25 protein-coding genes are annotated in these 25,638 nt (G+C 35.9%); 17 read left to right on the top strand and 8 right to left on the bottom strand.

Annotated elements, in window-relative coordinates; all coding sequences use genetic code 11:
- Positions 1-194: 194 nt before the first annotated feature.
- Together bioD and ACZ47B_RS06435 are read right to left on the bottom strand one after the other, a co-directional pair.
- The gene (gene bioD, locus ACZ47B_RS06440) at positions 195-872 is read right to left on the bottom strand and encodes a dethiobiotin synthase (RefSeq protein ID WP_464893715.1); all 678 of its coding nucleotides are present in this window, start codon (positions 870-872) and stop codon (positions 195-197) included.
- Positions 857-1,807, bottom strand: a complete 951-nt coding sequence (locus ACZ47B_RS06435) for a type I glyceraldehyde-3-phosphate dehydrogenase (RefSeq protein ID WP_464893714.1) — start codon at positions 1,805-1,807, stop codon at positions 857-859. Before ACZ47B_RS06435 ends, bioD begins: the two co-directional genes overlap by 16 nt.
- A 102-nt stretch (positions 1,808-1,909) precedes the next feature.
- Between ACZ47B_RS06435 and ACZ47B_RS06430 the strand changes: the two genes are divergently transcribed.
- From ACZ47B_RS06430 to ACZ47B_RS06420, 3 genes are all read left to right on the top strand, one after another.
- Positions 1,910-2,995, top strand: a complete 1,086-nt coding sequence (locus ACZ47B_RS06430; protein WP_464893713.1) for a carboxylate-amine ligase — start codon at positions 1,910-1,912, stop codon at positions 2,993-2,995.
- 48 nt (positions 2,996-3,043) lie between these two features.
- Positions 3,044-4,576, top strand: coding sequence for a gamma-glutamyltransferase (gene ggt, locus ACZ47B_RS06425; RefSeq protein ID WP_464893712.1), 1,533 nt, complete (start codon positions 3,044-3,046; stop codon positions 4,574-4,576).
- 83 nt (positions 4,577-4,659) lie between these two features.
- On the top strand, positions 4,660-5,571 hold the full coding sequence (locus ACZ47B_RS06420) for a sulfurtransferase (protein WP_464893711.1): 912 nt from the start codon (positions 4,660-4,662) through the stop codon (positions 5,569-5,571).
- Here ACZ47B_RS06420 and ACZ47B_RS06415 read toward each other — a convergent pair.
- Positions 5,519-6,745 carry an apolipoprotein N-acyltransferase gene (locus tag ACZ47B_RS06415; RefSeq protein WP_464893710.1) on the bottom strand — a complete coding sequence of 409 codons (1,227 nt, stop codon included), beginning with the start codon at positions 6,743-6,745 and terminating at the stop codon, positions 5,519-5,521. The two genes, ACZ47B_RS06420 and ACZ47B_RS06415, sit on opposite strands and share 53 nt — an antisense overlap.
- Before the next feature lie 59 nt (positions 6,746-6,804).
- Here ACZ47B_RS06415 and yajC point away from each other — a divergent pair, with 59 nt between their 5' ends.
- From yajC to ACZ47B_RS06345, 14 genes are all read left to right on the top strand, one after another.
- Positions 6,805-7,089: a preprotein translocase subunit YajC gene (yajC, locus tag ACZ47B_RS06410; RefSeq protein ID WP_464893709.1), complete on the top strand. Its 285-nt coding sequence runs from the start codon at positions 6,805-6,807 to the stop codon at positions 7,087-7,089.
- The gene (gene secD, locus ACZ47B_RS06405; protein WP_464893708.1) at positions 7,082-8,671 is read left to right on the top strand and encodes a protein translocase subunit SecD; all 1,590 of its coding nucleotides are present in this window, start codon (positions 7,082-7,084) and stop codon (positions 8,669-8,671) included. Before yajC ends, secD begins: the two co-directional genes overlap by 8 nt.
- Complete coding sequence (gene secF, locus ACZ47B_RS06400; protein WP_464893707.1) at positions 8,671-9,642, top strand: protein translocase subunit SecF; 972 nt, start codon at positions 8,671-8,673, stop codon at positions 9,640-9,642. Before secD ends, secF begins: the two co-directional genes overlap by 1 nt.
- A 66-nt stretch (positions 9,643-9,708) precedes the next feature.
- Complete coding sequence (locus tag ACZ47B_RS06395) at positions 9,709-10,047, top strand: DUF6394 family protein (RefSeq protein ID WP_464893706.1); 339 nt, start codon at positions 9,709-9,711, stop codon at positions 10,045-10,047.
- A gap of 11 nt (positions 10,048-10,058) precedes the next feature.
- Positions 10,059-12,509 carry a leucine--tRNA ligase gene (gene leuS, locus ACZ47B_RS06390; protein ID WP_464893705.1) on the top strand — a complete coding sequence of 817 codons (2,451 nt, stop codon included), beginning with the start codon at positions 10,059-10,061 and terminating at the stop codon, positions 12,507-12,509.
- A gap of 3 nt (positions 12,510-12,512) precedes the next feature.
- Complete coding sequence (gene lptE / locus ACZ47B_RS06385; RefSeq protein WP_464893704.1) at positions 12,513-13,079, top strand: LPS assembly lipoprotein LptE; 567 nt, start codon at positions 12,513-12,515, stop codon at positions 13,077-13,079.
- Between the two features lie 12 nt (positions 13,080-13,091).
- Positions 13,092-14,639 carry a GGDEF domain-containing protein gene (locus ACZ47B_RS06380; RefSeq protein WP_464893703.1) on the top strand — a complete coding sequence of 516 codons (1,548 nt, stop codon included), beginning with the start codon at positions 13,092-13,094 and terminating at the stop codon, positions 14,637-14,639.
- Positions 14,636-15,787 (top strand): Mur ligase family protein, encoded by a 1,152-nt coding sequence (locus ACZ47B_RS06375; RefSeq protein WP_464893702.1) that lies wholly within the window; start codon positions 14,636-14,638, stop codon positions 15,785-15,787. The genes ACZ47B_RS06380 and ACZ47B_RS06375 overlap by 4 nt, the downstream gene beginning before the upstream one ends.
- Positions 15,784-16,707, top strand: a complete 924-nt coding sequence (locus ACZ47B_RS06370) for a M23 family metallopeptidase (protein ID WP_464893701.1) — start codon at positions 15,784-15,786, stop codon at positions 16,705-16,707. The genes ACZ47B_RS06375 and ACZ47B_RS06370 overlap by 4 nt, the downstream gene beginning before the upstream one ends.
- Complete coding sequence (locus ACZ47B_RS06365; RefSeq protein ID WP_464893700.1) at positions 16,641-17,024, top strand: bactofilin family protein; 384 nt, start codon at positions 16,641-16,643, stop codon at positions 17,022-17,024. Before ACZ47B_RS06370 ends, ACZ47B_RS06365 begins: the two co-directional genes overlap by 67 nt.
- A complete protein-coding gene (gene mfd, locus ACZ47B_RS06360; protein ID WP_464893699.1) occupies positions 17,014-19,983 on the top strand; it encodes a transcription-repair coupling factor in 2,970 nt (989 codons plus the stop codon). The genes ACZ47B_RS06365 and mfd overlap by 11 nt, the downstream gene beginning before the upstream one ends.
- A gap of 9 nt (positions 19,984-19,992) precedes the next feature.
- Positions 19,993-20,805, top strand: coding sequence for a TIGR00282 family metallophosphoesterase (locus ACZ47B_RS06355; protein WP_464893698.1), 813 nt, complete (start codon positions 19,993-19,995; stop codon positions 20,803-20,805).
- A gap of 24 nt (positions 20,806-20,829) precedes the next feature.
- The gene (locus tag ACZ47B_RS06350) at positions 20,830-21,477 is read left to right on the top strand and encodes a 3-methyladenine DNA glycosylase (RefSeq protein WP_464893697.1); all 648 of its coding nucleotides are present in this window, start codon (positions 20,830-20,832) and stop codon (positions 21,475-21,477) included.
- Positions 21,477-21,917 carry an outer membrane lipoprotein gene (locus ACZ47B_RS06345; protein ID WP_464893696.1) on the top strand — a complete coding sequence of 147 codons (441 nt, stop codon included), beginning with the start codon at positions 21,477-21,479 and terminating at the stop codon, positions 21,915-21,917. The genes ACZ47B_RS06350 and ACZ47B_RS06345 overlap by 1 nt, the downstream gene beginning before the upstream one ends.
- A 67-nt stretch (positions 21,918-21,984) precedes the next feature.
- On the opposite strand, the gene ACZ47B_RS06340 is transcribed toward ACZ47B_RS06345, so the two are convergent.
- From ACZ47B_RS06340 to rpmB, 5 genes are all read right to left on the bottom strand, one after another.
- Positions 21,985-22,641, bottom strand: a complete 657-nt coding sequence (locus ACZ47B_RS06340; protein WP_464893695.1) for a ferritin family protein — start codon at positions 22,639-22,641, stop codon at positions 21,985-21,987.
- A 166-nt stretch (positions 22,642-22,807) separates the two neighbouring features.
- Entirely contained in the window at positions 22,808-23,035 is a 228-nt protein-coding gene (locus ACZ47B_RS06335; RefSeq protein ID WP_464893694.1) for a YdcH family protein, read from the bottom strand.
- 62 nt (positions 23,036-23,097) lie between these two features.
- Complete coding sequence (gene argJ / locus ACZ47B_RS06330) at positions 23,098-24,285, bottom strand: bifunctional glutamate N-acetyltransferase/amino-acid acetyltransferase ArgJ (RefSeq protein WP_464893693.1); 1,188 nt, start codon at positions 24,283-24,285, stop codon at positions 23,098-23,100.
- On the bottom strand, positions 24,278-25,414 hold the full coding sequence (locus ACZ47B_RS06325; protein WP_464893692.1) for a potassium channel family protein: 1,137 nt from the start codon (positions 25,412-25,414) through the stop codon (positions 24,278-24,280). Before ACZ47B_RS06325 ends, argJ begins: the two co-directional genes overlap by 8 nt.
- 29 nt (positions 25,415-25,443) lie before the next feature.
- Positions 25,444-25,632 (bottom strand): 50S ribosomal protein L28, encoded by a 189-nt coding sequence (gene rpmB, locus ACZ47B_RS06320; protein ID WP_464893691.1) that lies wholly within the window; start codon positions 25,630-25,632, stop codon positions 25,444-25,446.
- Positions 25,633-25,638 lie beyond the last annotated feature (6 nt).

Genomic DNA, 25,638 nt, shown 5'->3' with positions numbered 1-25,638 from the left:
AGACGGTTACAAGATTATAGGAAATTTTTGCTAAAAATATGATTAATATCAGATAAGGCACTGACCAAATAAAACTTTTACACTCATTCTCAAAATTGCATCCTCCAATAACTCCCGGGCTAAAATTTGGATTTGCATCCTTGCAAATCCTTTTAAATTTTAGAACCGTTAGAAAGTTTTATTTGGTCAGTGCCTCAGATAAAATGAATCATTTGAGCTTCTAGTGTTTCCAAATCTCCAGGCAAAATGACAAGGTTTTTAAAAGCAGATTTATAATAGGGTAAAGTAGTTTCCAAAAAGTCGTTTTTTTCACTCTCTTTTAGATTTATGCACCATTTATGAGGAAGCTTTTTATCATTTAGTAATTTTAAAGATAGTAGAGTTTCATTTATACAACCAAGCCTTCCGTGGGTCACCAAGAGTGCTTTGGCATCAAAATACTTGATAAAATCCATCATAAAAAAGTTTTTTTCAACAGGCACCAAGAGTCCCCCGGCACCCTCTATGAAAAGTATATCACATTTACTTTTTATTTTTTTAAACGAAGCATCTATCTTTTTAAAATCTATAGTTTTGTCTTTTTTTGCTACAAAAGGAGCGGCGGGAAGTTTGAAAGTTACGGGTACTGTATCATCCATGTTGATATCGTAAAAGTCGGCATTCAACTCTTTCGATTTTTCCAAAAGCTTTTCTCCGTCGAGCGGAATACTCTTTACACCGGTTTCTATGGGCTTGAAAGCCCCTACTTTATAACCTTTTTTTGCAAAATGCTCCATCAGCATCAAAGTAATGAAAGTTTTCCCGACATTTGTACCTGTAGCCGTTACAAAAAATACCAAACAATCCCCTTCACCCATTACCCATTCACCCATCTACCCATTACCCATTCACCCAAATCAACCAGTCTTCTGACATATCCGTACTCATTATCCTGCCACAACATAAGCTTCAAAAAGTTATCTTGAGCAATGTATATCATATCCTCATTTATAATGCTTGAAAACTTCATGCCTTTTATATCACTTGAAACGAAAGAATCTTTGGATATATATGTTATATTTTTATTACTATGTCGATGTAGAGTATCTTTTATCTCATCAGTAGAAATATTTTGCTTTAGAGATATGTTGGTGTCTATCAGTACCCCATTTACAACAGGTACTCTAACACTACTTGCGACAACCCTGTTTTTCAAGTGCGGTAGAAACTGAACGGTTGCGTTTGCAACGTTGCTTGATAGTGGAATGATGTTTTGTGTTGCCGATCTTGCTCTTCTTAAATCTTTGTTTTTGTTGTCTAGCAGGTTTTGATCGGTTGTATAGCTGTGTATAGTCGTTATAGCGGCACTTTTGATGCCTATATATTTATCTATAATGCTAAATATCGGCACTACACAGTTTCCGGTACAACTCGAAGCCGAAATGATATCTTCGTTGTTATAATCATTTTCGTTAAGTCCATATATATAAGTAGGCAAACCCTTGGAATATGATGAAAGAATCACTTTTTTAGAACCGTTTTTTATATGCCATGACAACTCTTCTTTTGTATGAAACATACCGCTGCATTCATATACTATGTCTATGCCGTTCCAGTTAAGTTTTCGTATATCTTTTTGAGATGTTTTAATGAAGTTATTTTCACTCTTTGTATCACCGTATACACTGTCGTGTTCAAAAAGGTACTCCATCATTTGTCTGTCATATATATCGTTTACTTTGACAAGCTCCAAGTGCGGATTTTGCAATATTTCTCTAGCGAGGATTCGTCCGATCCTTCCAAAGCCATTTATACCGATTTTTATCATATCGTTCTTCAGTCCAAATTTTTTGTGGATTATAGCATAAATAGTCATTTTTAGAGCTTATGCTATAATTATGTAACAGTAAAAAAATGGAAGGAGTTGTTGATGTATTTTAAGCAGTGGAGAGACCATAAGGGTTATACTGTAGGAGCGGAGTTGGAAGCAAGGTTGCAAGACAAAGAGACGCTTGAACTGAAAAATTACTCTTCAGTAATAAGGAAAAGATTTAAACCTGAATACAAAGAAAAAATACATCAAGAGTTCCTTGAATGCATGGTCGAGTTCGTAACTCCGGTATGTCAGACATCATTTGGTGTGGTCAATGAATTAAAAGAGCAGATAGAGTATCTAAAAACCGTTATAAAAGATGACAATTTGACTGTCGCTACTTCCGGCTCACACTCTTATAAAATCGATACTCTAGAGCATGTGAATGAAAAAAGATATGACGATTTTGCAAAAGAGTACGGCATACTTCTGTCAAGATTTCACATATGCGGATTTCATATACATGTTGCGCTTCCAACAAGTGTAGAAGCTATGAGGGCATATAATTTTTCTTTAGAATTTCTGCCTCTGTTTTTGGCTTTAAGCTCGAACTCTCCGTTTTTCAACGGTGAGGATGCGAGACTACTTTCTTACAGAGCAAAGATATTTGAACAATTACCAAGAGCCGGACAGTCAAGTTACTTTGAAAATTTTACCAAGATGCAGGATTTGTATGAAAAAATGCATAAAGCCGGTACCATAAAAACCGCAAAAGATATATGGTGGGATTTGAGGATAAGTCCCAAGTTTGGAACATTGGAGATAAGGATATGTGACGCGAGCAATGACTTTGAGAGACTTAGACTTTTGGTAGTGCTTTTTCAAGCACTCTGTCTTTTTGCACAAAACCAGGAACTAAAAAGAATACCGCATCAAATCCTTCTTCAAAACAGATGGAACGCTTTGCGCCATGGACTTGAGGGGGTTTTTCAAAACAATGAAACGGTAACTACTGTTAGAGAACATTTTTTGGATTTAGTAAACCGTATGGAAAAAAACGGTATATTTACGCAGTTGAAAAGCGAGGATGATATAGAAAATCTTAAAAATCTGGCCTGCAGCGAAGAGTTGGCAAAAAAGCAGATAAAAATATATGAAAAAACACATGATTTTAAAGAAGTTGAAAAATTGGGGATACTATAAAAAAATTAAAAATTAAAAATTAAAAATTGTTGGAATGAGGGAGATTGATTGAGTAAAAAAGATTTGTTGGGTGTTATTGGTGCGGGGGATATAAATACGGCTAAAGCCGGTGAAGAGATGCTCAAAATCGGTGGTAACGCTTATGATGCGATGGTTGCGTGTTTGCTTGCTGCTCCTCTTTGTGAACCGATACTGACTAGTCTAGGCGGAGGCGGTTTTATGCTTGCTTCAAGAGCGGGAAGCGAGCCTTTGTTGTATGATTTTTTTGTAGATGTTCCTCCAAAAGATATAGAAAAACCGGAATTTTTCCCCATAGACGTTGATTTTGGAACTACCGTTCAAGAGTTTCATATAGGGTGTGGCGCTATCGCGGTTCCTGGTGTTGTCAAAGGTATTTGGCAAATTTATGAGGATTTGTGTTCTCTCCCTATGGAAGAGTTGATAAAACCGGCTTTTAAGTATGCAAGCGAAGGGTTATATTTATCAAAAATCCAAGCTGATTTTATAAAGCTTTTAACTCCTATATTCACTTCTACAAAAAGTTCAAGAGCGTTGTATATAAAAGACGGTCATCTTATAGATGAGAAACATCTTTTTAAAAACAAAGAGTATGCAGCTTTCTTAAAAGAGTTTGCCAAAAAAGGTGCTGATCTTTTTTATGAAGGGGAAGTAGCGCAAAATTTGGAAAATCTTTGCAAAGAGCATGAGGGTCTATTGAATAAGGATATTTTAAAAGAGTATAAAGTTATCAAAAAAGCTCCATTGAAATTTAAATACAAAGAGTATGATATATATACCAATCCTCCTCCATCAAGCGGCGGTATTTTGACAGCTTTTTCTCTTTTGCTGCTCGAAAATGAAGAGTTGTCGCCCTTAAGAAGTCAGGAATACCTGCAGGAGTTGGTTGAGGTACAAAAAGTAACAAGAGAATTTAGGAAAGAGTATATAGATGAGTTTTTACATACGAATAATTTAAGAGATGTTTTAAAAGATGACAATCTTTTGGACAATTTTAGAGAAAAATTCAAACGAAGAGTTAACATGTGGGGAAATACAACTCATATAAGCATCATTGATGGGGAAGGCAACGCGACGTCAACCACTACAACAAATGGAGAAGGTTGCGGACATATACTGCCGGGTACCGGTATAATGCTAAACAATATGCTCGGTGAAGAAGATCTCAATCCTCACGGTTTTTTTGGATGGCAAAGCGGTATAAGACTTCCTTCCATGATGGCTCCTACTGCCGTTTTAAAAGATGAAAAGCTTAAACTCATACTTGGAAGTGCCGGAAGCAACCGTATAAGAAGTGCGCTTTTGCAGACCATACTGAATTATGTGCATTTTAACCTCACAGTTCAAGACTCTATCAATGAGCCAAGAATCCACTATGAAAACGATACTATTTTTACAGAACCTCCTTTGAAACTGGATCTTAAGAATATGTCTGAAACTTATGATTTAAAAGAGTTCAAAGAGTTAAATCTCTTTTTTGGCGGAGTGCAGGCAGTAAGTGGCGATATGCAAGGAGGAGCGGATCCAAGAAGAGGAGCTTGTGTGCTTAAGGTAAGAGAGTAAAAGCTTATGTATCAATTATAATTTATAATTATAATTAAAAATCTTTTGAAAACTTGTTACAATACCGATAAAAAAGGTATGTAATGAAAAAGTTTCTATTGCTGTTTTGCTGTTTTTTCATAACTTCTTCTCTTTTTGCTCTAAGCGTAAACGCCAGCGTATCCGTCAAATGGCTTAAAAAGTATTTGAATGATCCCGGGCTTAAGATCATAGAAATGTCCGATAGCTCTTCGTATGCATTTAACGGCCATATCCCAAGATCTGTTTATACAAACAAATCAAACTGGAGATATCAGGCTTATGACGGCACTCTTGTACATTTTGAAAGTAAGATACTGGAAAAAAAGATACAAGAACTGGGTATCAATGACAATGATGCGGTGGTCATTTACTATAAAGGTAGTAATTTAAATGAAATTCTCGGTTCACATTATCTTTTTTGGCTCTTTCACTATCTAGGGCATACTAATGTAGGTATGCTAGATCAGGGTTGGCATGGATGGTTAAAATCAAATGGGAAGGTTTCCGAAAATGAAACAAAAATCATAAAAGGAAACTTTAAAGCAAGACCTTTAAAATCACTGGAAATCTCGACCAGCGAATTGTATGCCGTACACAATTCCTACAATGTCATAGATGCAAGGCCACATGAATACTTTTTGGGTTTGGGAAAATTCCCAAGCAATACAAGATATGGTCACATAAGAGGCAGCATAAGCCAGCCGTGGGGTGATTATCTCATAACGGATAAGGATGGATTGCTTTATATAGACATATCCAAAAAAGTACCTATTTTAAAAGCAAAAATATTTACAAAAGAGCAGCCGCTTCTTATAACATGTTTTGGAGGAACGGGAGCCGCAATAGACTATTTTATGTTTTATGCCAACGGATATCAAAATCTAAGGCTACATGACGAGGGCATAAGGAGGTGGAATTCGCTTAGTTATCCTTTGGAAGTTTCTGAGTCTGTGTATGATATGATGGAGAAATGACCCCGCTTATACCCATATTCGCGGCATGTAAGATAGTTGTATCATATATTTTTGCATAATACCGCAATAGTAGATTTTGCAAAGTAGGCTCTATTGAAGGAGTAAACCAGGCATTGTTGCTGATGGCTATGATGTAATTAGGATGATTTTTATAAATGATATCCTCTGTCGCTTCATAACATATGGCATTGGTGAACTTTTTCCCTTTTATGGTTATGGTTGTCGGTTTTTTGGCAGTCTTGAAGTCTTCAGCACCATCAAAAAATATGCGGTTGATGATATCTTTTAAGAATTTAGGAAGAGGTATCTCTTCGCCAAAGGGAACCAAAACGACTTTGTCGGCAATACTTACTTTTTGGTTTATGAAGTAGTAGGTGGAATTGTAAAAGCCTTTATCGGTGTATTTTAAAGCACCGGTAACTATAATGATGCTGCGAGATAATTTTTTTAGCTTTTGCATCAAAGGTTTATCTTCGTTGAGATATATGGGAAATGCGCTTTCAGGCAGTACAATCATCTCTTTTTTATCTTTTATGGCTTTTTTTATGGTTTTGAGATCATTTTGTATGATCTGTTCTTTGTATCTAGGATCCCACTTGATCTGCTGAGGCAGTCTTTGATCATAGAGCGTAAAACTCATATCGAATTTTTTATATTTTTGCGGGTAGATAACGATGGCAAATAAAATAAGCAATAAAACAGGTATCGCAAACTTGTTGTTTTTTCTTCGGGATAGAAACAGGTAAGCAGATAAAGAAAACAAGACTATACCAAATTGCCATTTTTGGACTCCAAGATAACTCTCTATAAAGATAAGTTCGGGTTTGAACCAACTAAAACCAAAGGGATGAACATATGAAGCCAACAGTAGAAGCACGGATCTTATAAACGGGCTTGAAGCATAACTCATAAAAAGAAAAAGTATGCCATAAACCAACGCTACCAAGAAAATGATCAAAGGAATCAAGTATGTCAAATCATAATATCTAAAGCTAAGAACTATCCAGTAAAACCAAAAAATCCCTACAAAAAAACCGCTCCAAAAATTTACCTCTTTTTTTTCTTTTAAAAAAAGATACAATCCGAAAAGTCCAAAAAGAGTATCTATCAAAGGATACGATATATGAAAATATGCTTCATATATAAAAAAAGATAAAAAAAATGATACCTTCAAGCCATTTATTATGTTAAAAGTGGTAAAATAAGCCTTTAAAAATTTTATAAAGGATGTACATGCAAGGCGGAGGTAATGTTTTAACTTCATTGTTGCCACTTATTGTTTTGTTTGGTATTTTTTACTTTTTGGTAATCAGACCTCAACAAAAGCAGGCAAAAGCTCATAAAGAGATGCTAGCTTCACTCAAAAAGGGTGACAAGATCGTCACTAACGGCGGACTTATCTGTGAGGTTGTAAAACCTGAAGAAGATTTTATCAAAGTTAAGCTTAATGATGAAACAGTCGTTAAGGTTAGCAGAGAATTCATAGCAAAGAAAGTAGAAAAGAAAGTAGATGCATAAAAGTAGATGGAATTACAGGGTAATCATCTTCATATTTACTATGATAGTTGGGATAGTGCTTTCACTTCCCAGCTTCATACCATCTATGAAGGGTCCGAAGATCCAACTCGGTTTGGATTTGCAAGGCGGTCTCCATATGCTTCTTGGAGTTGATACGAAAGAGGCCATAAAGTCCAAGTACAAGTCAATTGCTTCAAGCATAAAGTATTTTAGTGATGACAATGATATCGTCATAGACTCTTTAAGGGCAAAAGCCAACGGAGTGACTTTTGTTTTGCTCGATAACACAGAAGAGAAAAAACTTGATGAAATGATCAAAAAAATACCTGGTGTCATCATCAACAAAAAAAGAGACAAAGACAGTGTGGTGTATAAAGTGACATTGACCAAAAAAGAGATAGAAGCCACAAAAGAGTATGCTATAAAACAAGCGGTCGATACGATAAGAAACAGGCTTGATCAGTTTGGTCTTTCCGAGCCGACGGTTGCCAGACAGGGTAAAGAAAAAATCCTGGTTGAACTTCCCGGTATCAAAACCCAGGCTGAAGAGCAAAGAGCAAGAGAGCTTATAGCAAAGGCCGCACATCTTCAGCTAATGGCGGTAGATGAAAAAAGAGCCGATCAGGTTTATAATTTAAGCAAAGATGAAGCTGCCAGCTATGGGGATGTCATACTCAAAAGTGCACGAGATGAAAAACAAAAATATCTTGTCAAAGAGGTGCCTATACTAGACGGTAGCATGCTAACTGATGCTAAGGTTGGATTCGATCAGATGAATCAACCGGTTATCAATTTTTCTTTAAACAGTGAAGGTGCAAAGATATTTGGTGATTTTACGGCTAAATCGGTTGGAAAACATCTTGCAATCGTTCTTGATAACAAAGTTTACTCGGCTCCGGTCATAAGAGAGAGAATCGGTGGAGGAAGCGGACAGATAAGCGGTGGTTTTACAGTACAAGAAGCTCACGATGTAGCCATAGCTCTTAGAAGCGGGGCTTTATTGGCACCTGTTAAACTACTTGAGAAAAGAAGCATAGGACCATCTCTTGGTGCAGATAGTATAAGAGAGAGTATGATAGCTCTTGTAAGCGGATTTGTACTTGTCGTTTTATTTATGATAATTTACTACGGATATGCCGGTGTCATAGCTGATATCGCCCTTATAGTCAACCTTTTTATCATAGTTGCTGTAATGGCACTTTTTGGTGCGACTTTAACGCTTCCGGGAATGGCCGGTATCGTGCTTACGGTCGGTATGGCGGTTGATGCCAATGTTATCATCAATGAGCGTATTAGAGAACTTTTAAGAGAAGGTAAAAGTGTGGCAATTTCCATAGAAAAAGGATATGCAAATGCGATGAGTGCGATACTAGATGCCAATATAACCACTCTTATAGCGGCAGTTGTGCTGTATGCCTACGGTACCGGACCTATAAAAGGTTTTGCGGTCACGATGAGCATAGGTATCTTAGCTTCGATGCTAACAGCGATCCTTGGTACTCACGGTATTTATCAATCCTTGATGCCAAATATAGAAAGAGCCAATAAACTAAAAATCTGGTTTGGAATAAAGGTTAAATAATGGAAATATTCGGTGGTAATAAAACTTTTGATTTTATGGGAAAGAGTAAGATTTTTATCTCTATATCCATTGTTTTTATATTGATCTCTTATGCACTTTTGGCAACCAAAGGGTTGAATTACGGACTAGATTTCAAGGGTGGAACACTTGTTCAAGTCAAGTATGATAAAAAAGCTCCGCTTAAAAAGATAAGGGAAGTCATAACTTCGGACAAACTTTTTAAAAATGCGACTATCACATACTTTGGGTCACCAAATGAAGTTGTTATAAGATTTACAACAAGTTCATCTTCTGTAAAAGAAGATATGGGTGATAAGGTAAGAAAACTTTTAAAAGGTACCGGAAATTATGAGATAAGAAGGGTTGATATAGTAGGACCAAAAGTAGGAGGAGAGCTAAGAGAAAAAGGTGTGATGGCAGCAGTACTTTCGATACTTGCGATTTTGATATATGTTGCCTTTAGGTTTGAGTGGAGATTTGCCGTTGCTTCGGTTTTGGCTTTGGTACACGATGTATCGATCTCCCTTGGTGCGGTTGCACTTTTTCAGATAGATGTCAATCTCGATACATTGGCGGCCATTTTGACCATCATGGGTTATTCGCTGAATGATACGATCATAGTTTTTGACAGGATTAGAGAAGGTATACATGAGACTAAAAAGTACAATCTTTTTGATGTTATAAACGATTCTATATCAAAAACTCTTTCAAGAACGACACTGACTTCTCTTACAACATTTTTTGTTGTATTGACTCTTTATCTTTTTGGCGGAGAGATCATAGTGGGATTTAGTTTTACCCTGCTTGTCGGTATCATAGTAGGAACTTACAGTTCTATATTTGTGGCATCTCCACTTTTGAAGTGGCTCGGATTTAACATAGAAGAGTTTAAAAGAAGATTGGCTGAAAAAGAGAAAGCGAAGGCTGAAAAAGAGAAGATGAGAGCGATGTACGAAAGAGGTACGATCTGATAACGTGGCAAAATAAGCTTTTGGCTTCTTTTGCTGTTTATCGAGTCGACTGAAAGGAGATTTTCATTGAATTGGGGTAAAGTTAGTTATATATTTTTTGCATTGATGTCCCTTACCACGACTGCCGGATTTTTGTATGAAGACAATGCAACTTCTTTATTTGTGGCAGCTAGCATCAATATCGTTTCGACTCTGCTTAAAATCGGAGTGAAAAATATCCTCTCAGCTGAAATGTTTGCAAGTTCACTTGTAGCTGATTTGCATTTGGTACCGGCTTTTATATTTTTTGAAATTTATCATGACAGAACCGCTGCTATGAGCCTTGCAATCGGTGCGGTCGTCGCAAATATCTTTTCAATGGCACTTGTCATAGTGGAAGCCGCGAAAACAAGAGAAGAATTTTAGGAGATTATTTGATGGGTTACAATCCAAGTGAGATTGAAAAAAAATGGCAAAAGTATTGGAGTGAAAATGACTCCTTCGAGCCTGAGGAGAGCAAAGTTAAAGAGAAACGATATATCTTAAGCATGTTTCCTTATCCCAGTGGCAGGATTCATATGGGGCATGTTAGAAACTACAGTATAGGTGATGCGATAGCAAGAAACGCGAGAAAAGAGGGGCATAACGTACTTCATCCTATAGGTTGGGACAGTTTTGGAATGCCTGCTGAAAATGCCGCTATAAAGCATAAACTTCATCCAAAAAAGTGGACTTATGAAAATATAGCCTACATGAGGAACGAGCTTAACTCTCTAGGGCTTTCATTTAGTAAAAAAAGAGAGTTTGCAACAAGCGATGAGATATATACCAAGTTTGAACAAGAGTATATCATCAACATGTACAATTCAGGTTTGATGTACAGGAAAGAAAACAGTGTAAACTGGTGTGAGAGTTGTCATACTGTTTTGGCAAACGAACAGGTAGAAGAGGGGTGTTGCTGGAGATGCGGCAATGAAGTAGTACAAAAAGAGATGCCAGGATACTACATAGCTATCACCAAGTATGCGCAGGAACTTTTGGATGATTTGAAAACTCTTGAGGGTAATTGGCCAAACCAAGTCCTTAAAATGCAAGAAAACTGGATAGGAAGAAGCGAAGGTTTAAGCTTTAGATTTGAATTGAGTCAAGAATCAAAAGAGAAACTTGGGAATTGTTTTGAGGGATATGAAGTTTTCACAACAAGACCGGATACCATCTATGGAGTAAGTTACTCTGCTTTGGCTCCGGAGCATCCGATAGTCAAATACTTAGTTGATCATGCGTTGCTTGATCAAAACAGCATAGAAGCCATCAAAAAAATGCAAAATCTAAGCGAAAAAGAGAGATCGATGCAGGAAAAAGAGGGTGTTGCGCTAGGAATTGATGTGATACACCCTCTAACAAAAGAGAAAGTTCCCGTTTGGGCAGCTAACTTCGTGCTCATCAGTTACGGAGGCGGTGCGGTTATGGCGGTTCCTGCTCATGATGAAAGAGACTACGAGTTTGCAACTAAATATAATTTGCCTATAAAACAGGTTGTAAAACCAAAGCAAGAAGTGGAGTTTGAGGGAGCCTTTACTGATGACGGTATCTTGGTTGATAGCGGAGAATTCACTTCACTTGAGAGTAAGAGTGCCAGAGAAAAAATCATCCGATTTTTTGAAGATAACCATTTGGGCAAAAAAGAGATAAATTATAAGCTTAGAGATTGGGGAGTTAGCAGACAAAGATATTGGGGTGCTCCCATACCTTTCGTGCATTGCCCAAAGTGTGGGCTTGTGCCTGAAAAGATAGAAAACCTTCCTGTAACTCTCCCTGAGGATGTTGAGATAACAGGAGAAGGAAATCCGCTTGAAAGTCATCTGACCTGGAAGTATTGCAAATGTCCAAAATGCGGTGGCGATGCCACAAGAGAAACCGATACTTTGGATACTTTTGTGCAATCAAGCTGGTACTTTTTAAGATATGCGACAAATCCAAAAAAATGGAATGAAGTAGGGATCGATAAAGATGATGTAGCATACTGGATGAATGTAGATCAATATATCGGCGGAATCGAGCATGCCATATTGCATCTTTTGTATGCAAGATTTTTTACGAAAGCTTTGAGAGATATGGGATATATCGAAGTTGATGAGCCTTTTGAAAGACTTTTGACTCAAGGTATGGTGCTAAAAGACGGTGCTAAAATGAGTAAATCAAAAGGCAATACAGTTGATCCTGATGAAATCATCAAAAAATATGGAGCAGATACAGCCAGACTTTTCATACTTTTTGCCGCGCCTCCTCATAAAGAGTTAGAGTGGAATGACAGTGCGGTCGAGGGTGCTTTTAGGTTTATAAAAAGATTGTATGATAGAAGTGAGAATGTAAAAGCTTTAAAAGAGTTACCAAATATCGATCACAGTTCTTTGAACAAAGAAGAGAAGTTTGCAAGAAAAAAAGTATATGAAGCTCTTAAAAAATCATATCAGACATATAAAGGCGAGTACAGTTTCAATACATTGATAGCATCTTGCATGGAAGCCATGAATGCTTTAAATGCACAAGAAAATCAAGAAGTATGGAGTGAAGCCTACTATATACTTTTAAATATCTTAGAGCCTATCATCCCGCACGTAAGCTGGGAACTTAGTGAAAAATTCTTTGGTCTTAAAAATTTTAGAAAGATAGACCTGATAGATGAAGTTTTCGAAGAGGACATGATAACACTGGCCATAACGGTAAACGGTAAAAAAAGAGGGGACTTGGAAGTTCCTAAAGAGTTGGGTAAAGATGAGATAATATCTTTGGCAAAGAAAAATATAGAAAAATGGATAGAAGGCAAAGAGATCATTAAAGAGATATATGTCCCAAACAGACTTGTAAATATAGTGGTTAAGGGTTAAAGAGTGTTAAAAAAGATAGAGGGTTTATTTATCGTCCTTGCAGTTACGCTTATGTTCACGGGTTGCGGATATAGACCATCTTCATATTACACCAAAAAAATACTCGGCGATAAAATATATACTGAAGTTTACATAGATATCAATGACCCTGAAAACTCGGTACTGATTAAAGATGCCATAAATGAAGCCGTGGTTTCAAGATTTAGGAGTAAAATCGTCGATAAGATAGATGAAGCGAATACTCTGTTTTATGTGAAGTTCAAGAGCAAAAGTTTTACGCCTATCGCATACGACAATGACGGTTACGTTGTAGCTTATAAAGCAAAGGTTTCATTGGAGATAACATATGTGGATAAAGCCGGTAAAAAAGATAGTTTCGATGTAAGCGGAACATATGACTTCCCTATAGAGGCAAACAGTGTAATTTCAGATTCAAAAAGATTTGAAGCGATAAAATTTGCTTCTTATAAGGCAATTTCTGAATTTATATCAAAACTTTCCGTAAAAGGTGTAAATTCAAGCGGTTCAAGCAATGACAATGAGACTTTTACAGGCAGCTACTTAGAATAACAAGGATGCAAAATGGCAACAAAAATCAATGATATCATAAAAGATAGTATAAAAAGAATGCAAGAGCAAAAGGTTGCATTTACTCCCTCTAATTATCAGGAAATATTTTGTAAAGTCGCCAAAGAGAAAGGTTTGATACTTGAAGATTGTATGCAACTTGAAAAGTATATAGAAAAGCTTGATAAAAAACTAAAACAGGAGATCAAGAATTTCAAAGTAAAAAATATCGATGAACTTTTTGTCTTTTTATCCTCAAGACTTCAAAGAAGTCTAAAATCCGACAGCAGTGAAGTTCTGGACGCTTTGTACCTGCTTACAAAAAGAGTTTTGCAGGCTGTCTCTATACTGCACAATAAAAAAGCCAAAGATTTAGCTGATTACTCCATAGAAAAATTAAAAACCAAAAATGACATAAAAGAGATAAATGTCCTAAAGGATAAATGGTTTGATTTTTTAACTAGTTATGATGACTCTTTTTTAAATAAAGTGGATGGTTTTTGCACAGCCGATAAAAGTGACCTTGAAAAATTTGTCAATAGTATCATCAAATGTCTTAGCAGCAATAACGATAAAGAGATATATAAAAAATTGGCTCCCCTGGTCATAGCCACACTTGCTCCTTCAATCGCTTCAAATGTAGATGACGAGCTTGCCGCAATAAGTTATGAACTTAGGAATTCCCCAGAGATACTAGCGACCGATTCTATTCAGGATGATATAAAAAAGATGATCAGAAAAAGAATAGAACTTGATAAAAGTGAACTTAAAAAGAAATTCAGCGAAGTTGATAAAATCCTTGTGGAGATCGAAAAAAGACTTTTGTCTTTGATAGATACGAGTAGTACAAGCAACAAAAATGTCATAAAAGTGAGAGATGAGTTAAGAGATATAGATTTTAAAGCCGATACTTTTGAAGTCATTCAAACAAAATTGATAAAAATTGCAGATTCGTTGGAATATGAAACAAGAACGCTTAATGATAAAATGATCGAAAATCAAGAAATGATCAAAAAGCTTAAACTTAGAAACGAAAAACTCGAACATGCCCTGCAAGTTGCCAAACAAGAGAGCAAAGAGGACTTTTTAACGAAGTTGGCTTCAAGAAGAGCGCTTGATGATGAGCTTAAAAAGGTAGAAGAGGCATACAAGAGATACAAGATAGATTATTCGATCTGTTTTGTTGACATAGATCATTTCAAAACGATAAATGACACTTACGGTCACGATGCCGGAGACATCGTACTCTCGGCACTTGGAAAAATACTAAAAAGATTTACGAGGGATGTTGACTTTGTTGGAAGATACGGTGGAGAAGAGTTTCTTATCATTTTACCGAGTACAACCCTTGTGAGCGCCATAGAGTTTGCCAAAAAAATCAAGGATATCATAGCAAACTTTAAATTTATGTACAAAAATGAGAGGATAGATGTAAAGGTCAGTGTAGGAGTAAGTGAGAGAAAGATCAACAAATCTTTGCAAGATACACTAAAAGCTGCAGATGAAATGCTCTATAAAGCTAAAAAAGAGGGAAGAAACAGGGTTTGCCCCGACAAAGCATGAATTATAAAGAATTTTTGAAAAAAAAACCTCTTTTTTATGAAAAGATCGACTACTCAAGGATGCCTCGCATTTGGGAGAAGATAAAACAGCATTTCAAACTCCCTAAAATCATACATATCATAGGTACAAACGGCAAAGGAACTACCGGAAGATTTTTGGCCTATATGTTACACCAAAGAGGACTTGGTGTTGGACACTACACATCTCCACACATACTGGAATTTAACGAAAGAATATGGAAAAACGAACATAATGTGGATGACAAACATATTGAAGATGCCCATCTGTTTTTACAAAATATTTTAGATGATGAAGATATAAAATCCCTTTCATATTTCGAGTATACGACACTGATAGCACTCTTTCTTTTTCAGGAATGTGACTATGCTTTGCTTGAAGCCGGAATGGGTGGGGAGTATGATGCCACCAGTGTTTTTGGAAATGATATGAGTATAATCACTCCTATCGATTTTGATCATCAAGAGTTTTTGGGTGACACCATAGAAAAAATCGCTTCTACCAAACTTAAAAGTATACAAAAATATGCTATCATCGGTAGGCAAAAATATGACATAGTTTATGAAATTGCCAAAGAACTCTCTAAAAAAAGAGATTTCAAGTTTTATAGGTATACAGATTTTGTGGATGAAAAAACAAGGAAACTGATAGAAGAATATGCAAAAAAAGAGTCTTTGCCGAAATTTTTAAAAGAAAATCTTTCTTTGGCTGTAAGCGCTTATAGATATCTTGGGTATGATATCGAAAATGATACGTTAAAAGATATGAAAATTTTCGGGCGATGCCAAAAAATAGCAAAAAACATTACCATTGATGTCGGGCACAATGTTTTAGCCGCAGAAGCGATAAAAGAGTGTTTTATGGGTAAAAAAGTTATATTGATATATAATAGCTATAAAGATAAAGACTATAGGGTCATTTTACAAAAATTAAAGCCGATCATAAAAAGAGTTGAAATCCTAAAAGTGAACAATGAAAGGATTGAAGAGGAAGATATGCTAAAAAAGAACATATCAGATCTTGGTATCGAAGTATCATCTTTTGATAAAATTTCCAAAGATAGCGAGTATCTTGTATTTGGATCGTTCAGTGTGGTTGAAGAGTTTATGAAATATAAAGGATATGTTTGAGAGACAAGCTTACAGTCATCATCTCTGATGTTAACGGATCAAAACACTATACCGTAAGCCAAATCATAAAAAAGATAATCTTATATGTAGTTCTTGTCATAGTTTTACTGTTTGTAGCAGGCGGTCTATACATAAAATTTTTACTAAATGAAGTTGAAGATATCAACAAAAGAAAAGTTGTATATGAACAGCAAAGCAAGGAACTTTTAAAACAAAACAAAAAACTTTTTTTGAAAGTACAAAATTTAAGCAAAGATATAAAACAAAAAAAAGAAGAGTTGGAAAATATCAATGACAAGATAGCTGATCTAGAAGACACCATGGGCATAAGAAGTGATGAAAATGAGACTTTGGATAACAGAATAGACTCTTTGAAAGTAACTTCAATGCAAAGAAAACTTTTTTTCAGCGATATTCCAAACGGCTCACCGGTACCTTATCTAGGTATTACTGCAAAATTTGGATGGAGAATACATCCGATATTAAAAAGAAAAGAGTATCATCCGGGACTTGATATGAGAGCCAAGATGGGAGAAAAGGTCAGAGCACCTGCAGACGGACTTGTAGAATTTGCAGGCTTTCACAAAAGAAGCGGCTACGGTAATCTTATCATACTTGATCATAATTTTGGTTTTAAAACACTGTATGGTCACTTGAAAAAAGTTTTGGTTAAAAACAATCAGTTTGTAAAAAAAGGGCAGGTTATAGGGCTTGTGGGTAATACCGGATTGTCCACCGGTCATCATCTGCATTATGGTATTATGTATTTACAAAAGTTCTTAAATCCATACTATTTTGTTAAATGGAACAATAAAAACTTTGAATATATCTTCAAAAAAGAGAGGAGAGTAAAATGGCAATCTTTGATAAAGGCAATACAGAATCAAATACAACTCTTATCGCAGCAGGCACAAAAATAGACGGAGAATTCCATCTTGATTGCAAGTTGCATATAGATGGCGAAGTGGGTGGCAAGATAAACTCTGCCAACATCGTCTCCATCGGAGGCGGCGGGATATTCACGGGTGAGCTTAAAGCAAGCAAGCTTATAGTCAGTGGAGTATTTGAAGGCAGTGCGGAGTGTGAAAGCATAGAGCTTTTAAAAGGAGGGAAGATCCTCGGAAAAATCGTCTCAAAAGATTTGATGATAGAGTCAAACTCCGTCTTTGAAGGTGAAAGCCAATTGAAAAAAGAAAATATAAAAATGGAGCTTACCAAAAAAGACAGTGCAAGCTAAAATATATGAATTTTTAACTTCTTCAAAAGATGAAGTAAAAAACAGACTTTTTATAACAAGAGATACCAAAAGCAGAGCAGATATATCCGATGTTTGTAAATATCTTGGCTACGAGACTTTTTTGTTTCCAAATATCAGAGTAGGTTTTGGGGAAGATTTAAGAGCGTATAAAAATGAGTTTGATGAACTTTTTTCGGAATTGAACAGATATTATAAAAGCAAAAAATCAAAAAAGATCATAATCTCTCCTTTTGCGACAATTTTACACCCATTGCCAAAAAAAGAGTTATTTGATGAGGTAATTATAGAGTTTGCATCTACGCTTGAGATAAAGTCACTCAAAGAAAAACTTTACTATTGGGGTTATGATTTTGCAGATATAGTTCAGGAAAAAGGTGAAGTCTCCTTTAGAGGGGATATAGTGGATATATTTCCCGTAACTTCAAAAAAGCCTGCAAGGATCAGTCTTTTTGACGATGAAGTAGAAAGTATAAGATATTTTGAAAGTGAAACACAAAAAAGCATAAAAGAAGAACTCGAATCCATCCGCATTCCCGCAGCGAATTTTGCTCTTACAAAAGAGCAGTATGAAAAAATAGAGGATAAAATCCAAAATCTAAAGAGCGACAGTTTTGAAAGAGATATGAAATCCCTGGGGTTTTGGGTTTTGGGTGACTTGGCTGAACATTTCACCAAAAAAGTAAAGAGTTATCTTTGTGAAGATATAGATGAAGAGTTTGAGGAGTTTAAAAGTTTCAATCTAGATATTTATGATATAAAAAAAGATTGCACTTTTATAGATGAGCCAAAAAGATATAAAGATATAGAAGTCATAGATGTAAATTCTCTTCTTGAATTTCATAAAAATAAAAAAATCAAAATACTTGCTAAAAACGACGCCATAGTAAAAAACTCTTTACTTGAAGAAAGATATAAAAATTTTATCGTAAAAAATGAATATATATTAAATATTCTAAGTAACGATGAGATAATGATATCTCTCAATAAAAGAGTGGCAACTAAGCGAAGAAAAGTAAGCAAGATAGTTCTAGACGAGTTGAAAAGCGGTGATTATGTAGTGCATGACGAGTACGGTATAGGCAGGTTTGTAGGGCTTGAAAATATTACGGTGCTAGGAGCTAAAAGAGATTTTATATCCATCATGTATCAAAATGATGACAAGCTGCTTCTTCCTGTAGAAAATATCGATAAAATTGACAGATATATAAGTGACAGCGGTACTTTGGCACTGCTTGATAAACTTGGCAAAGGGAGCTTTGCAAAATTAAAATCAAAAGTAAAAGAGAAACTTTTTGAGATAGCAAAAGAGTTGGTTGAATTAGCCGCACTAAGAGAACTTGAAAAGGGTGTAAAGGTAGATACGACTTTACCAGAGATAAAGATATTTCAAAAGAGTGCCGGATTTGTCTACACAGAAGATCAGGAAAAATCGATCAGTGAGATTTTCAATGATTTAAGTTCAGGTAGGATCATGGACAGACTCTTAAGTGGAGATGTCGGCTTTGGTAAAACAGAAATAGCCATGAATGCGATATTTTCTGTAGTCAAAAACGGTTTTCAGGCTGCTTTTGTAGCTCCTACCACACTTCTTGCAAACCAGCACTACAATACACTAAAAGAGAGATTTGAAAAATTTGGTATAAATGTTTACAGGCTCGATAGATTTGTTAGCCAAAAAGATAAAAAAGATACTTTAAAAGGTCTTGAAGATGGCAGGGTATCGGTTTGTGTGGGAACGCATGCACTTTTTAACGCAAAGTTTAAAAATTTGGCACTTTTAGTGATCGATGAAGAGCATAAATTTGGTGTCAAACAGAAAGAAAAACTAAAAAACTTAAAAAAAGATGTACATATCCTATCTATGAGTGCCACCCCGATACCAAGAAGTTTAAATATGGCACTAAGTTCTATAAAACAATACTCTCAGATACTAACTCCTCCACTTGAAAAAAAGGGTGTTAGAACTTTTGTAAAAGAGTTTGGCAAACCAATCATAAAAGAGGTGATCCTAAGAGAGCTCAGACGTGGCGGTCAAATCTTTTTCGTTCATAACAGAATCGCAACCATAAGTGAAAGAAAGAAGTATTTAAAAGAAATTTTACCAAATCTAAAGATATTGACTCTTCACTCTGAGATCAATTCATCTCAGACGGAAAAAGAGATGCTTAACTTTGAAAATGGTGAGTATGATCTGCTTTTAAGCACCTCTATAGTCGAATCAGGTCTTCATATGCCAAGAGTAAATACTATGATCATAGAAAACGCCGACAGGTTCGGTATAGCTGACTTGCATCAGCTAAGAGGAAGAGTAGGGCGAGGAAGACATGAAGGATACTGCTATCTTTTAGTGCAAAACAAAGAGACGCTAAGTGAAATATCCAAAAAAAGGCTTATCGCACTTGAAAGCAACTCATTTTTGGGAAGTGGTTCGGTTTTGGCTTATCATGACTTGCAGATACGAGGAGGCGGAAACTTGATAGGAAAAGCCCAAAGCGGTCATATAAAAAATATAGGCTACACCCAGTATCTAAAACTCTTAGAAGAGAGTATCAATGAACTTTTAAACAAAAAAACGATCAAGAAAAAAGAGGTGAATTTAAAACTAAATGTAAGTGCATATATAAACGAAGAGTATATCCCCGAAGACAGGCTAAGGCTTGATATATACAGAAGGCTTGGGCTTTGTGAAGAGTTGAGCGAAGTTTATGATATAGAAGAGGAATTGTATGACAGATTTGGAGAGATAGATAATATAACAAAGCAATTTTTGGATATCATCGCCATCAAGATAAAAGCTGTTAAATCGGGAGTCGTTCAGATATCAAACTATCAGCAAAACATCACTCTTGTTTATGAAAACGGCAGTAAAAAAGATATAAAAGCAAACAGTAAAGATGATGACGATATCATTGAAGCGACACTAAAAAGTTTGAATTGAGGATTTGTGATGAAGATAGGATTTATTGGTGATATAGTGGGTAAGCCCGGTCGCTTGATGATCAGAGACAATTTAAAAAACTTGAAAGATGATTTTTCTCTTGATGTGGTTATAGCAAACGGTGAAAATGCAAGTCACGGTTTTGGCATAAGCAAAAAAAATGCCGATGAGCTTTTTGGGTATGGTGTAGATATCATAACCGGGGGTAATCATATATGGGATAAAAAGGATATCATACCTTTTTTGGATGATTTGCCTATCGTAAGACCAGTAAATTATCCAGATGAGGTTGCAGGAAGTGGAGTGAAAGTATTTGATATAAAAGATGATAAATTGGCGGTGATAAACCTGATGGGATATTTTACCATGCCGATGACTAACAATCCATTTATACTCATAGAAAGATTGATAAATGATCTTGAGACAAAAAATATCAAAAATATCCTTATAGATTTTCATGCGGAAGCGACAAGTGAAAAAAGAGCTTTGATGTGTATGTTAAGAAGCAAAGTAAGTGCGATATTAGGAACTCATACTCACATAGGTACAGATGATATGGTGATAGATGAGGGAACTTTTTATGTCAGTGATGTTGGGCTTAGCGGATGCAGGGATGGTGTCATAGGTATGGATGAAAAAACACCTATAAAAAGATTTACAACCGGTCTTTCATCATCTTTTGACATACCGAAAAATTGTAAAAAGATTTTTCAAATGATCGTTTTAGAAATAGATGAGGGAAAATGTATAAGTGCAAAGAAGATAAAGATATATGATGATAGAGAAAAGATGGATATATCAGAAGCGTTCTTAGAGAATTGATAATTGATAATGGAGAGTTGAGAATTGGAAATCGAGATAAGTGATAGTTTTGGATTGTTTAAGTATTTGAAGGATTTGGGATATTTAAAGGAGCTGAGAGATCCTCTTTGGTGGCCAAAGAGTGGTAATTTTGAAGTAGTTGCGGGAGCGATTTTAACTCAACAGACAAAATGGGAAAAGGTGGAGAAAGCACTAGAGAATTTGAAAAAGAATGATCTTTTGGATTTGAACTCTTTGGCGGAGTGTGATACCAAACTTTTATCGACTCTTATAAAACCAAGCGGATTTTACAACACCAAGGCAAAACGGCTCAAGCTTTTGGCTAACAATATTTTAAGGGATTTTGGGAGCTTTGATGCTTTTCAAGATAAAGTTGACAGAGAATGGCTTCTTTTGCAAAAAGGACTCGGCAAAGAGAGTAGTGACAGTATCCTTTGTTACGCATGTTCAAAAGATATCATGCCTGTAGATAATTATACTGCGAAAGTTTTAAACAGTTTTGGATATAATTTTGAAGAGTATGATGAGTTAAGAGAGTGGTGCGAAAGCGGAGTCTTTGAAAATTTGGATAAAATATATCAAATTTACGGTGAAGAAAAACCGGTAAATGAGATATTTGCAAGATTTCACGGAAAAATTGTAGAATACGCAAAAGAAATAAGGAAAAAATAATGAAAAGATATATATACATGGGGTTGGTGGGTTTGTTAGGTAGTTTTCTTTTTGTTGGTTGCGCTACCGAGGGAACTCAGGAGATCGATGCAAATTCGGTTAACTATGAGTTAAATTACCAAACAGGAACGGTTGAACATATAAGGCTCGTAGCCATAAAAGATAACGGTACAGGAAGTTTCGTAGGAGCTATCACGGGGGCGATACTTGGCTCTATGATAGGACATGGAAGAGGAAGCACTCTAGCTGCTCTTGGCGGGGGGCTTGGAGGAGCTTATGTCGGGAAAGAAGTGGCAAAAGCAAACGCTCAGGAGCTAAGTGTGGTTTTAGATGACGGAAGAAGCGTAGTGGTCATAGCAAAAGGAGAAAGGTTTCATGTCGGGCAAAGAGTAAGGATAGTAAAGAAAGGTGGCAGGGTTTACAGCGTAGAGCCTTTTTGATTATATCTGTACAGCAGGCGGTATTATATATTAACCGCACTGCTTTGTGATATTTGATATGATTATGCTATTTGGTTTCAACTTTTCTTGAGAAATACTCTTTTGGATGACCGCAAACAGGGCATTTTTCAGGCGCTTTTTTACCATAATGAACATGTCCGCATACTTCACATATCCAAACTTCTTCATCTTCACTTTCAAACTCATGTCCTTCGCTTAGTCTATCAAGAAGTTCTTTGTACATTTTTTCATGTTCAACTTCTACTTTGCCGATATTTTTAAAAAGCCTGGCTGCTTCATTGTACCCCTCTTCCTTGGCTATTGCGGCAAACTCCGGATACATTGTAAGATTTTCATAGCTTTCTCCGGCTATGGCATCTTTGAGGTTTGCTATAGTGTCACCCCATGAGTTGTCACTGGCATTTTGCATTCGATTATGTAGAGCAAGTTCAAGTTTGGCGTGCTCCTTCTCATTGTTAGCAGCTCTTTGAAAGTGCGCGGCAATATCTCTATACCCCTCTTTTTGTGCCACTTTTGCATAATATTCATAGCGATTTCTTGCTTGTGATTCACCTGCAAAAGCTTTTAATAAATTGACTAGCGTCAAATCAACCGTTATACACTCCATAGGTTTTCCACAGCAGTGAAGTTCACCACCGCCTACTTCTTGCACTTCAACTACATTGCCACATACTTTGCATTTATAACTTTCGAACTTTCTCATTTATTTCTCCTTTGGGATTTTTTTATAAGGTAGTATATCAATATAATATTAACTCATCGTTAAGCTATAATATGGGTGTAAATAATTGATAAAAATTAAATCGGTATTAAAGGGTTCAGTAGGGTGTGCTATCTTTTAGAGGGCTTTAACCCTCTAAAGTGTTTTTTTATAGATTGTGTTCTTTTTTGTACGCCAATATCATGGCATAGGCTTCATCTTTAAGAGCCAATTTTTCTTTTTTTAATTTATCAAGATCAAATTCACTCATATGTTCTCTGCCTTCTTCCACCTCTGTTATTTGCTTATCAAGCTCATTGTGTCTTTCAAAGATTTTTGCAAAATGTGCATTTTCTGACTTTAACTTGCTAACTATATCTCTATATTCGTGTAGCATTGTTTCTCCTATTTATGATTTTTGTAATTATATCTTTTTTATGATTAATATCATATTATGTATCATGTTCTATAATCAGCGTTTATCTTTACATATTCATAGCTTAAATCACACCCGTATGTAGTATATGAAAACTCTCCCATACCGATATCACAAGTGATTTTGAAGCTTTCTTGAGATAGTATTTTTGCCGCTTTTTTTTCAACCTCTTCATTCATTTTATTGGTACCTTTTTCATACACTACCACATCATCATAGCTGATGGTTAGCTTATCTTCGTCACACTCTATACCGCTTGCTCCTATAGTAGAGCCCACTCTTCCCCAGTTTGGATCTTCTCCGAAAAGTGCGGTTTTTACCAGCAATGAATTGCTAAGCATCGTAGCAGATTTTTTTGCATCCTCTTTTGAGGCGGCATTTTTAACTTCAAAGGCTACGACTTTATTTGAGCCTTCCCCGTCTTTTAAGATCATAAGTGCCAATTCTTTGGTTATGGTTTCAAGTGCGATTTTAAAAGCCTTTTTATCATAAGCACCACTTTTTTTATTGGATAGAAGCATTACCGTATCGTTTGTCGAAGTATCTCCATCCACACTTATCTTGTTAAAGGAGCTATCAACCGCACTTTTGAGCAATTCATCCATATCGTTTTTCGGTATATCGGCATCTGTGGCTATGAAACAGAGCATAGTCGCCATGGCGGGATTTATCATGCCGGCACCTTTGCAAATGGCTGCTATATGAAAATGTGAACCATTTTGCAGAGTGACTTTTAAACATATATCCTTTTGAAAAGTATCTGTCGTCATGATAGCCTGTGCGGCAGCGTTGGAGTTTCTTGCATTGAAATCAAACTTTTTAAATCCATTTGTGATTTTATCTTTTGGAAGTCTATATCCTATGACGCCGGTTGAACTCATAATGGGATTTGTAATATTTGGATATATTTCTTTAAGTGAATTAAGTATGTCATTTATATCTTCTATGCCTTTTTTTGAAGTCATGGCATTTGCGTTTTTGGAATTTATCAGTATAAAGTTCGTTTTAAAATCTTTGGGATATTTTTTAAAATGCTTTATGGGAGCCGCTTGAAATCTGTTGGTAGTAAAAACGGCCGAAATATCACAAAGTTCATCACTTCTTATGAAAGCCAAATCTTTTTCTTTGTTCTTAAGCCCCGCATTGATACCGTCACTGTAAAATCCTTCCACATTATCAAGCCCGTTTTTCAAAGATATGATTTCAAACATTTGTTTCCTTTAATTGTGCAGGTTTTTGTTTTCTGTTTATATACTGTTTGGTGAGTGATATATTTTTGCTAGAGCCTACCACCAAAAGAGTCGCTCCGCTTGTTATAAGTGTATCACCGTTTGGTATGGCGGTAAATTTTCCGTGTCTATCCCTTATGCCTACTATGCTGACATTTAATCTATTTCTAAATTTTGCTTCTTTTATCTTTTTAAGTCTTATCCAGGAGTATTCCGGTACTTTTATCTCTTCGAAATCCAAGGGAGTATCTTTTTTGTATAAAAACTCTTCAAGTATGTTTTGCATATCAGGTCTGACACTTACCGCACTTACTCTTTGAGCCAGCAATTTTGCAGGAGATACGACACTGTTAGCTCCTAGTTTTTTTAACTTTTCTATATCATTGCTACTACTAGCATATGTCATGATTTGAAACGGTTTTTTTCGTTTTATCTCTTTTTCATAGAGCCTTATGGTGGATATAAGAGCTATATTTTCTGCGATATTTGATGAGAGTGAGATAGCCCCTTTGGCACTTGAAAGATGTGACTTGAGCAGAGCTTCACTTGTTTGGGGATTTGTTTGAAGATAGTAAGGATAAGAGTGTGTATGGGCAATTTGTTCCAAATTCTCCAGATCATCGACCACTACAAAAGGTATATGATTTTCTCGAAATTGTTTTGAAAGTTCTATAGTATAACTGTTTTGGTAAAAAATTACAAAATGATTTGTAAGCCTCGCTACTTTATATAGCATATTTCTCTCCTTTAGTATCCTTAAAAGATCCCCTTTGTTGATAACTTCTATGAGTATTCCTATAGAAAATGAAAATACTCCAAATCCTACAATGATCAGTGTTATCGTAAAAATCCTGCCCATATAGGAAATAGGAGCAATTTCACCGTACCCGACCGTTGTAAAAGTGATACCTGTTTGATATATGGCATCCATAAGTGAAAAATTGTCTATTGCCATGTATCCTAGGCTTCCAAGCATGATAAGAAGCACGGTAAGGATTAGCGGCAGTCTTAAGGGTTTAAGTTGAAGGTATAGTTCTGTGTTTAAATCGATATATGGTTTTTGGGATTCTTTCCAGTTTAGGAGGTGCTTGATTTTTGAGATAAGACTCAATAAGACCTCCTTTGATTTTTTTAGTTAGTTTATGAATTTTTCTTCATTGTCCTAAGAGTTGAAGCTGCTACTTTGATCTTCTTTCTAGTACCGTCTTCCAGGGTAACTCTTATAGTTCTTAGATTTGGTAAAAATCTTCTTTTTGTTTTATTGTGAGCGTGACTTACATTGTTTCCAACAGCAGGTCCTTTTCCGCTAACTGCACATCTTCTTGCCATAATATT

It is taken from the genome of Thiofractor thiocamini, assembly GCF_055384375.1.
Note: the sequence above shows the minus strand (reverse complement) of the source record. Positions and strands in the feature narration are given on the sequence as shown.

What these genes read in the sequence shown, in the direction of transcription:
- argJ (WP_464893693.1), bottom strand. Translation starts at nt 24,285, where the DNA reads ATGTTTGAAATCATATCTTTGAAAAACGGGCTTGATAATGTGGAAGGA.
- ACZ47B_RS06435 (WP_464893714.1), bottom strand. Translation starts at nt 1,807, where the DNA reads ATGATAAAAATCGGTATAAATGGCTTTGGAAGGATCGGACGAATCCTC.
- ACZ47B_RS06365 (WP_464893700.1), top strand. Translation starts at nt 16,641, where the DNA reads ATGGCAATCTTTGATAAAGGCAATACAGAATCAAATACAACTCTTATC.
- yajC (WP_464893709.1), top strand. Translation starts at nt 6,805, where the DNA reads ATGCAAGGCGGAGGTAATGTTTTAACTTCATTGTTGCCACTTATTGTT.
- ACZ47B_RS06340 (WP_464893695.1), bottom strand. Translation starts at nt 22,641, where the DNA reads ATGAGAAAGTTCGAAAGTTATAAATGCAAAGTATGTGGCAATGTAGTT.
- ACZ47B_RS06430 (WP_464893713.1), top strand. Translation starts at nt 1,910, where the DNA reads ATGTATTTTAAGCAGTGGAGAGACCATAAGGGTTATACTGTAGGAGCG.
- rpmB (WP_464893691.1), bottom strand. Translation starts at nt 25,632, where the DNA reads ATGGCAAGAAGATGTGCAGTTAGCGGAAAAGGACCTGCTGTTGGAAAC.
- ACZ47B_RS06345 (WP_464893696.1), top strand. Translation starts at nt 21,477, where the DNA reads ATGAAAAGATATATATACATGGGGTTGGTGGGTTTGTTAGGTAGTTTT.
- ACZ47B_RS06380 (WP_464893703.1), top strand. Translation starts at nt 13,092, where the DNA reads ATGGCAACAAAAATCAATGATATCATAAAAGATAGTATAAAAAGAATG.
- bioD (WP_464893715.1), bottom strand. Translation starts at nt 872, where the DNA reads ATGGGTGAATGGGTAATGGGTGAAGGGGATTGTTTGGTATTTTTTGTA.
- secF (WP_464893707.1), top strand. Translation starts at nt 8,671, where the DNA reads ATGGAAATATTCGGTGGTAATAAAACTTTTGATTTTATGGGAAAGAGT.
- ACZ47B_RS06355 (WP_464893698.1), top strand. Translation starts at nt 19,993, where the DNA reads ATGAAGATAGGATTTATTGGTGATATAGTGGGTAAGCCCGGTCGCTTG.
- leuS (WP_464893705.1), top strand. Translation starts at nt 10,059, where the DNA reads ATGGGTTACAATCCAAGTGAGATTGAAAAAAAATGGCAAAAGTATTGG.
- ACZ47B_RS06335 (WP_464893694.1), bottom strand. Translation starts at nt 23,035, where the DNA reads ATGCTACACGAATATAGAGATATAGTTAGCAAGTTAAAGTCAGAAAAT.
- secD (WP_464893708.1), top strand. Translation starts at nt 7,082, where the DNA reads ATGCATAAAAGTAGATGGAATTACAGGGTAATCATCTTCATATTTACT.
- ACZ47B_RS06420 (WP_464893711.1), top strand. Translation starts at nt 4,660, where the DNA reads ATGAAAAAGTTTCTATTGCTGTTTTGCTGTTTTTTCATAACTTCTTCT.
- ACZ47B_RS06375 (WP_464893702.1), top strand. Translation starts at nt 14,636, where the DNA reads ATGAATTATAAAGAATTTTTGAAAAAAAAACCTCTTTTTTATGAAAAG.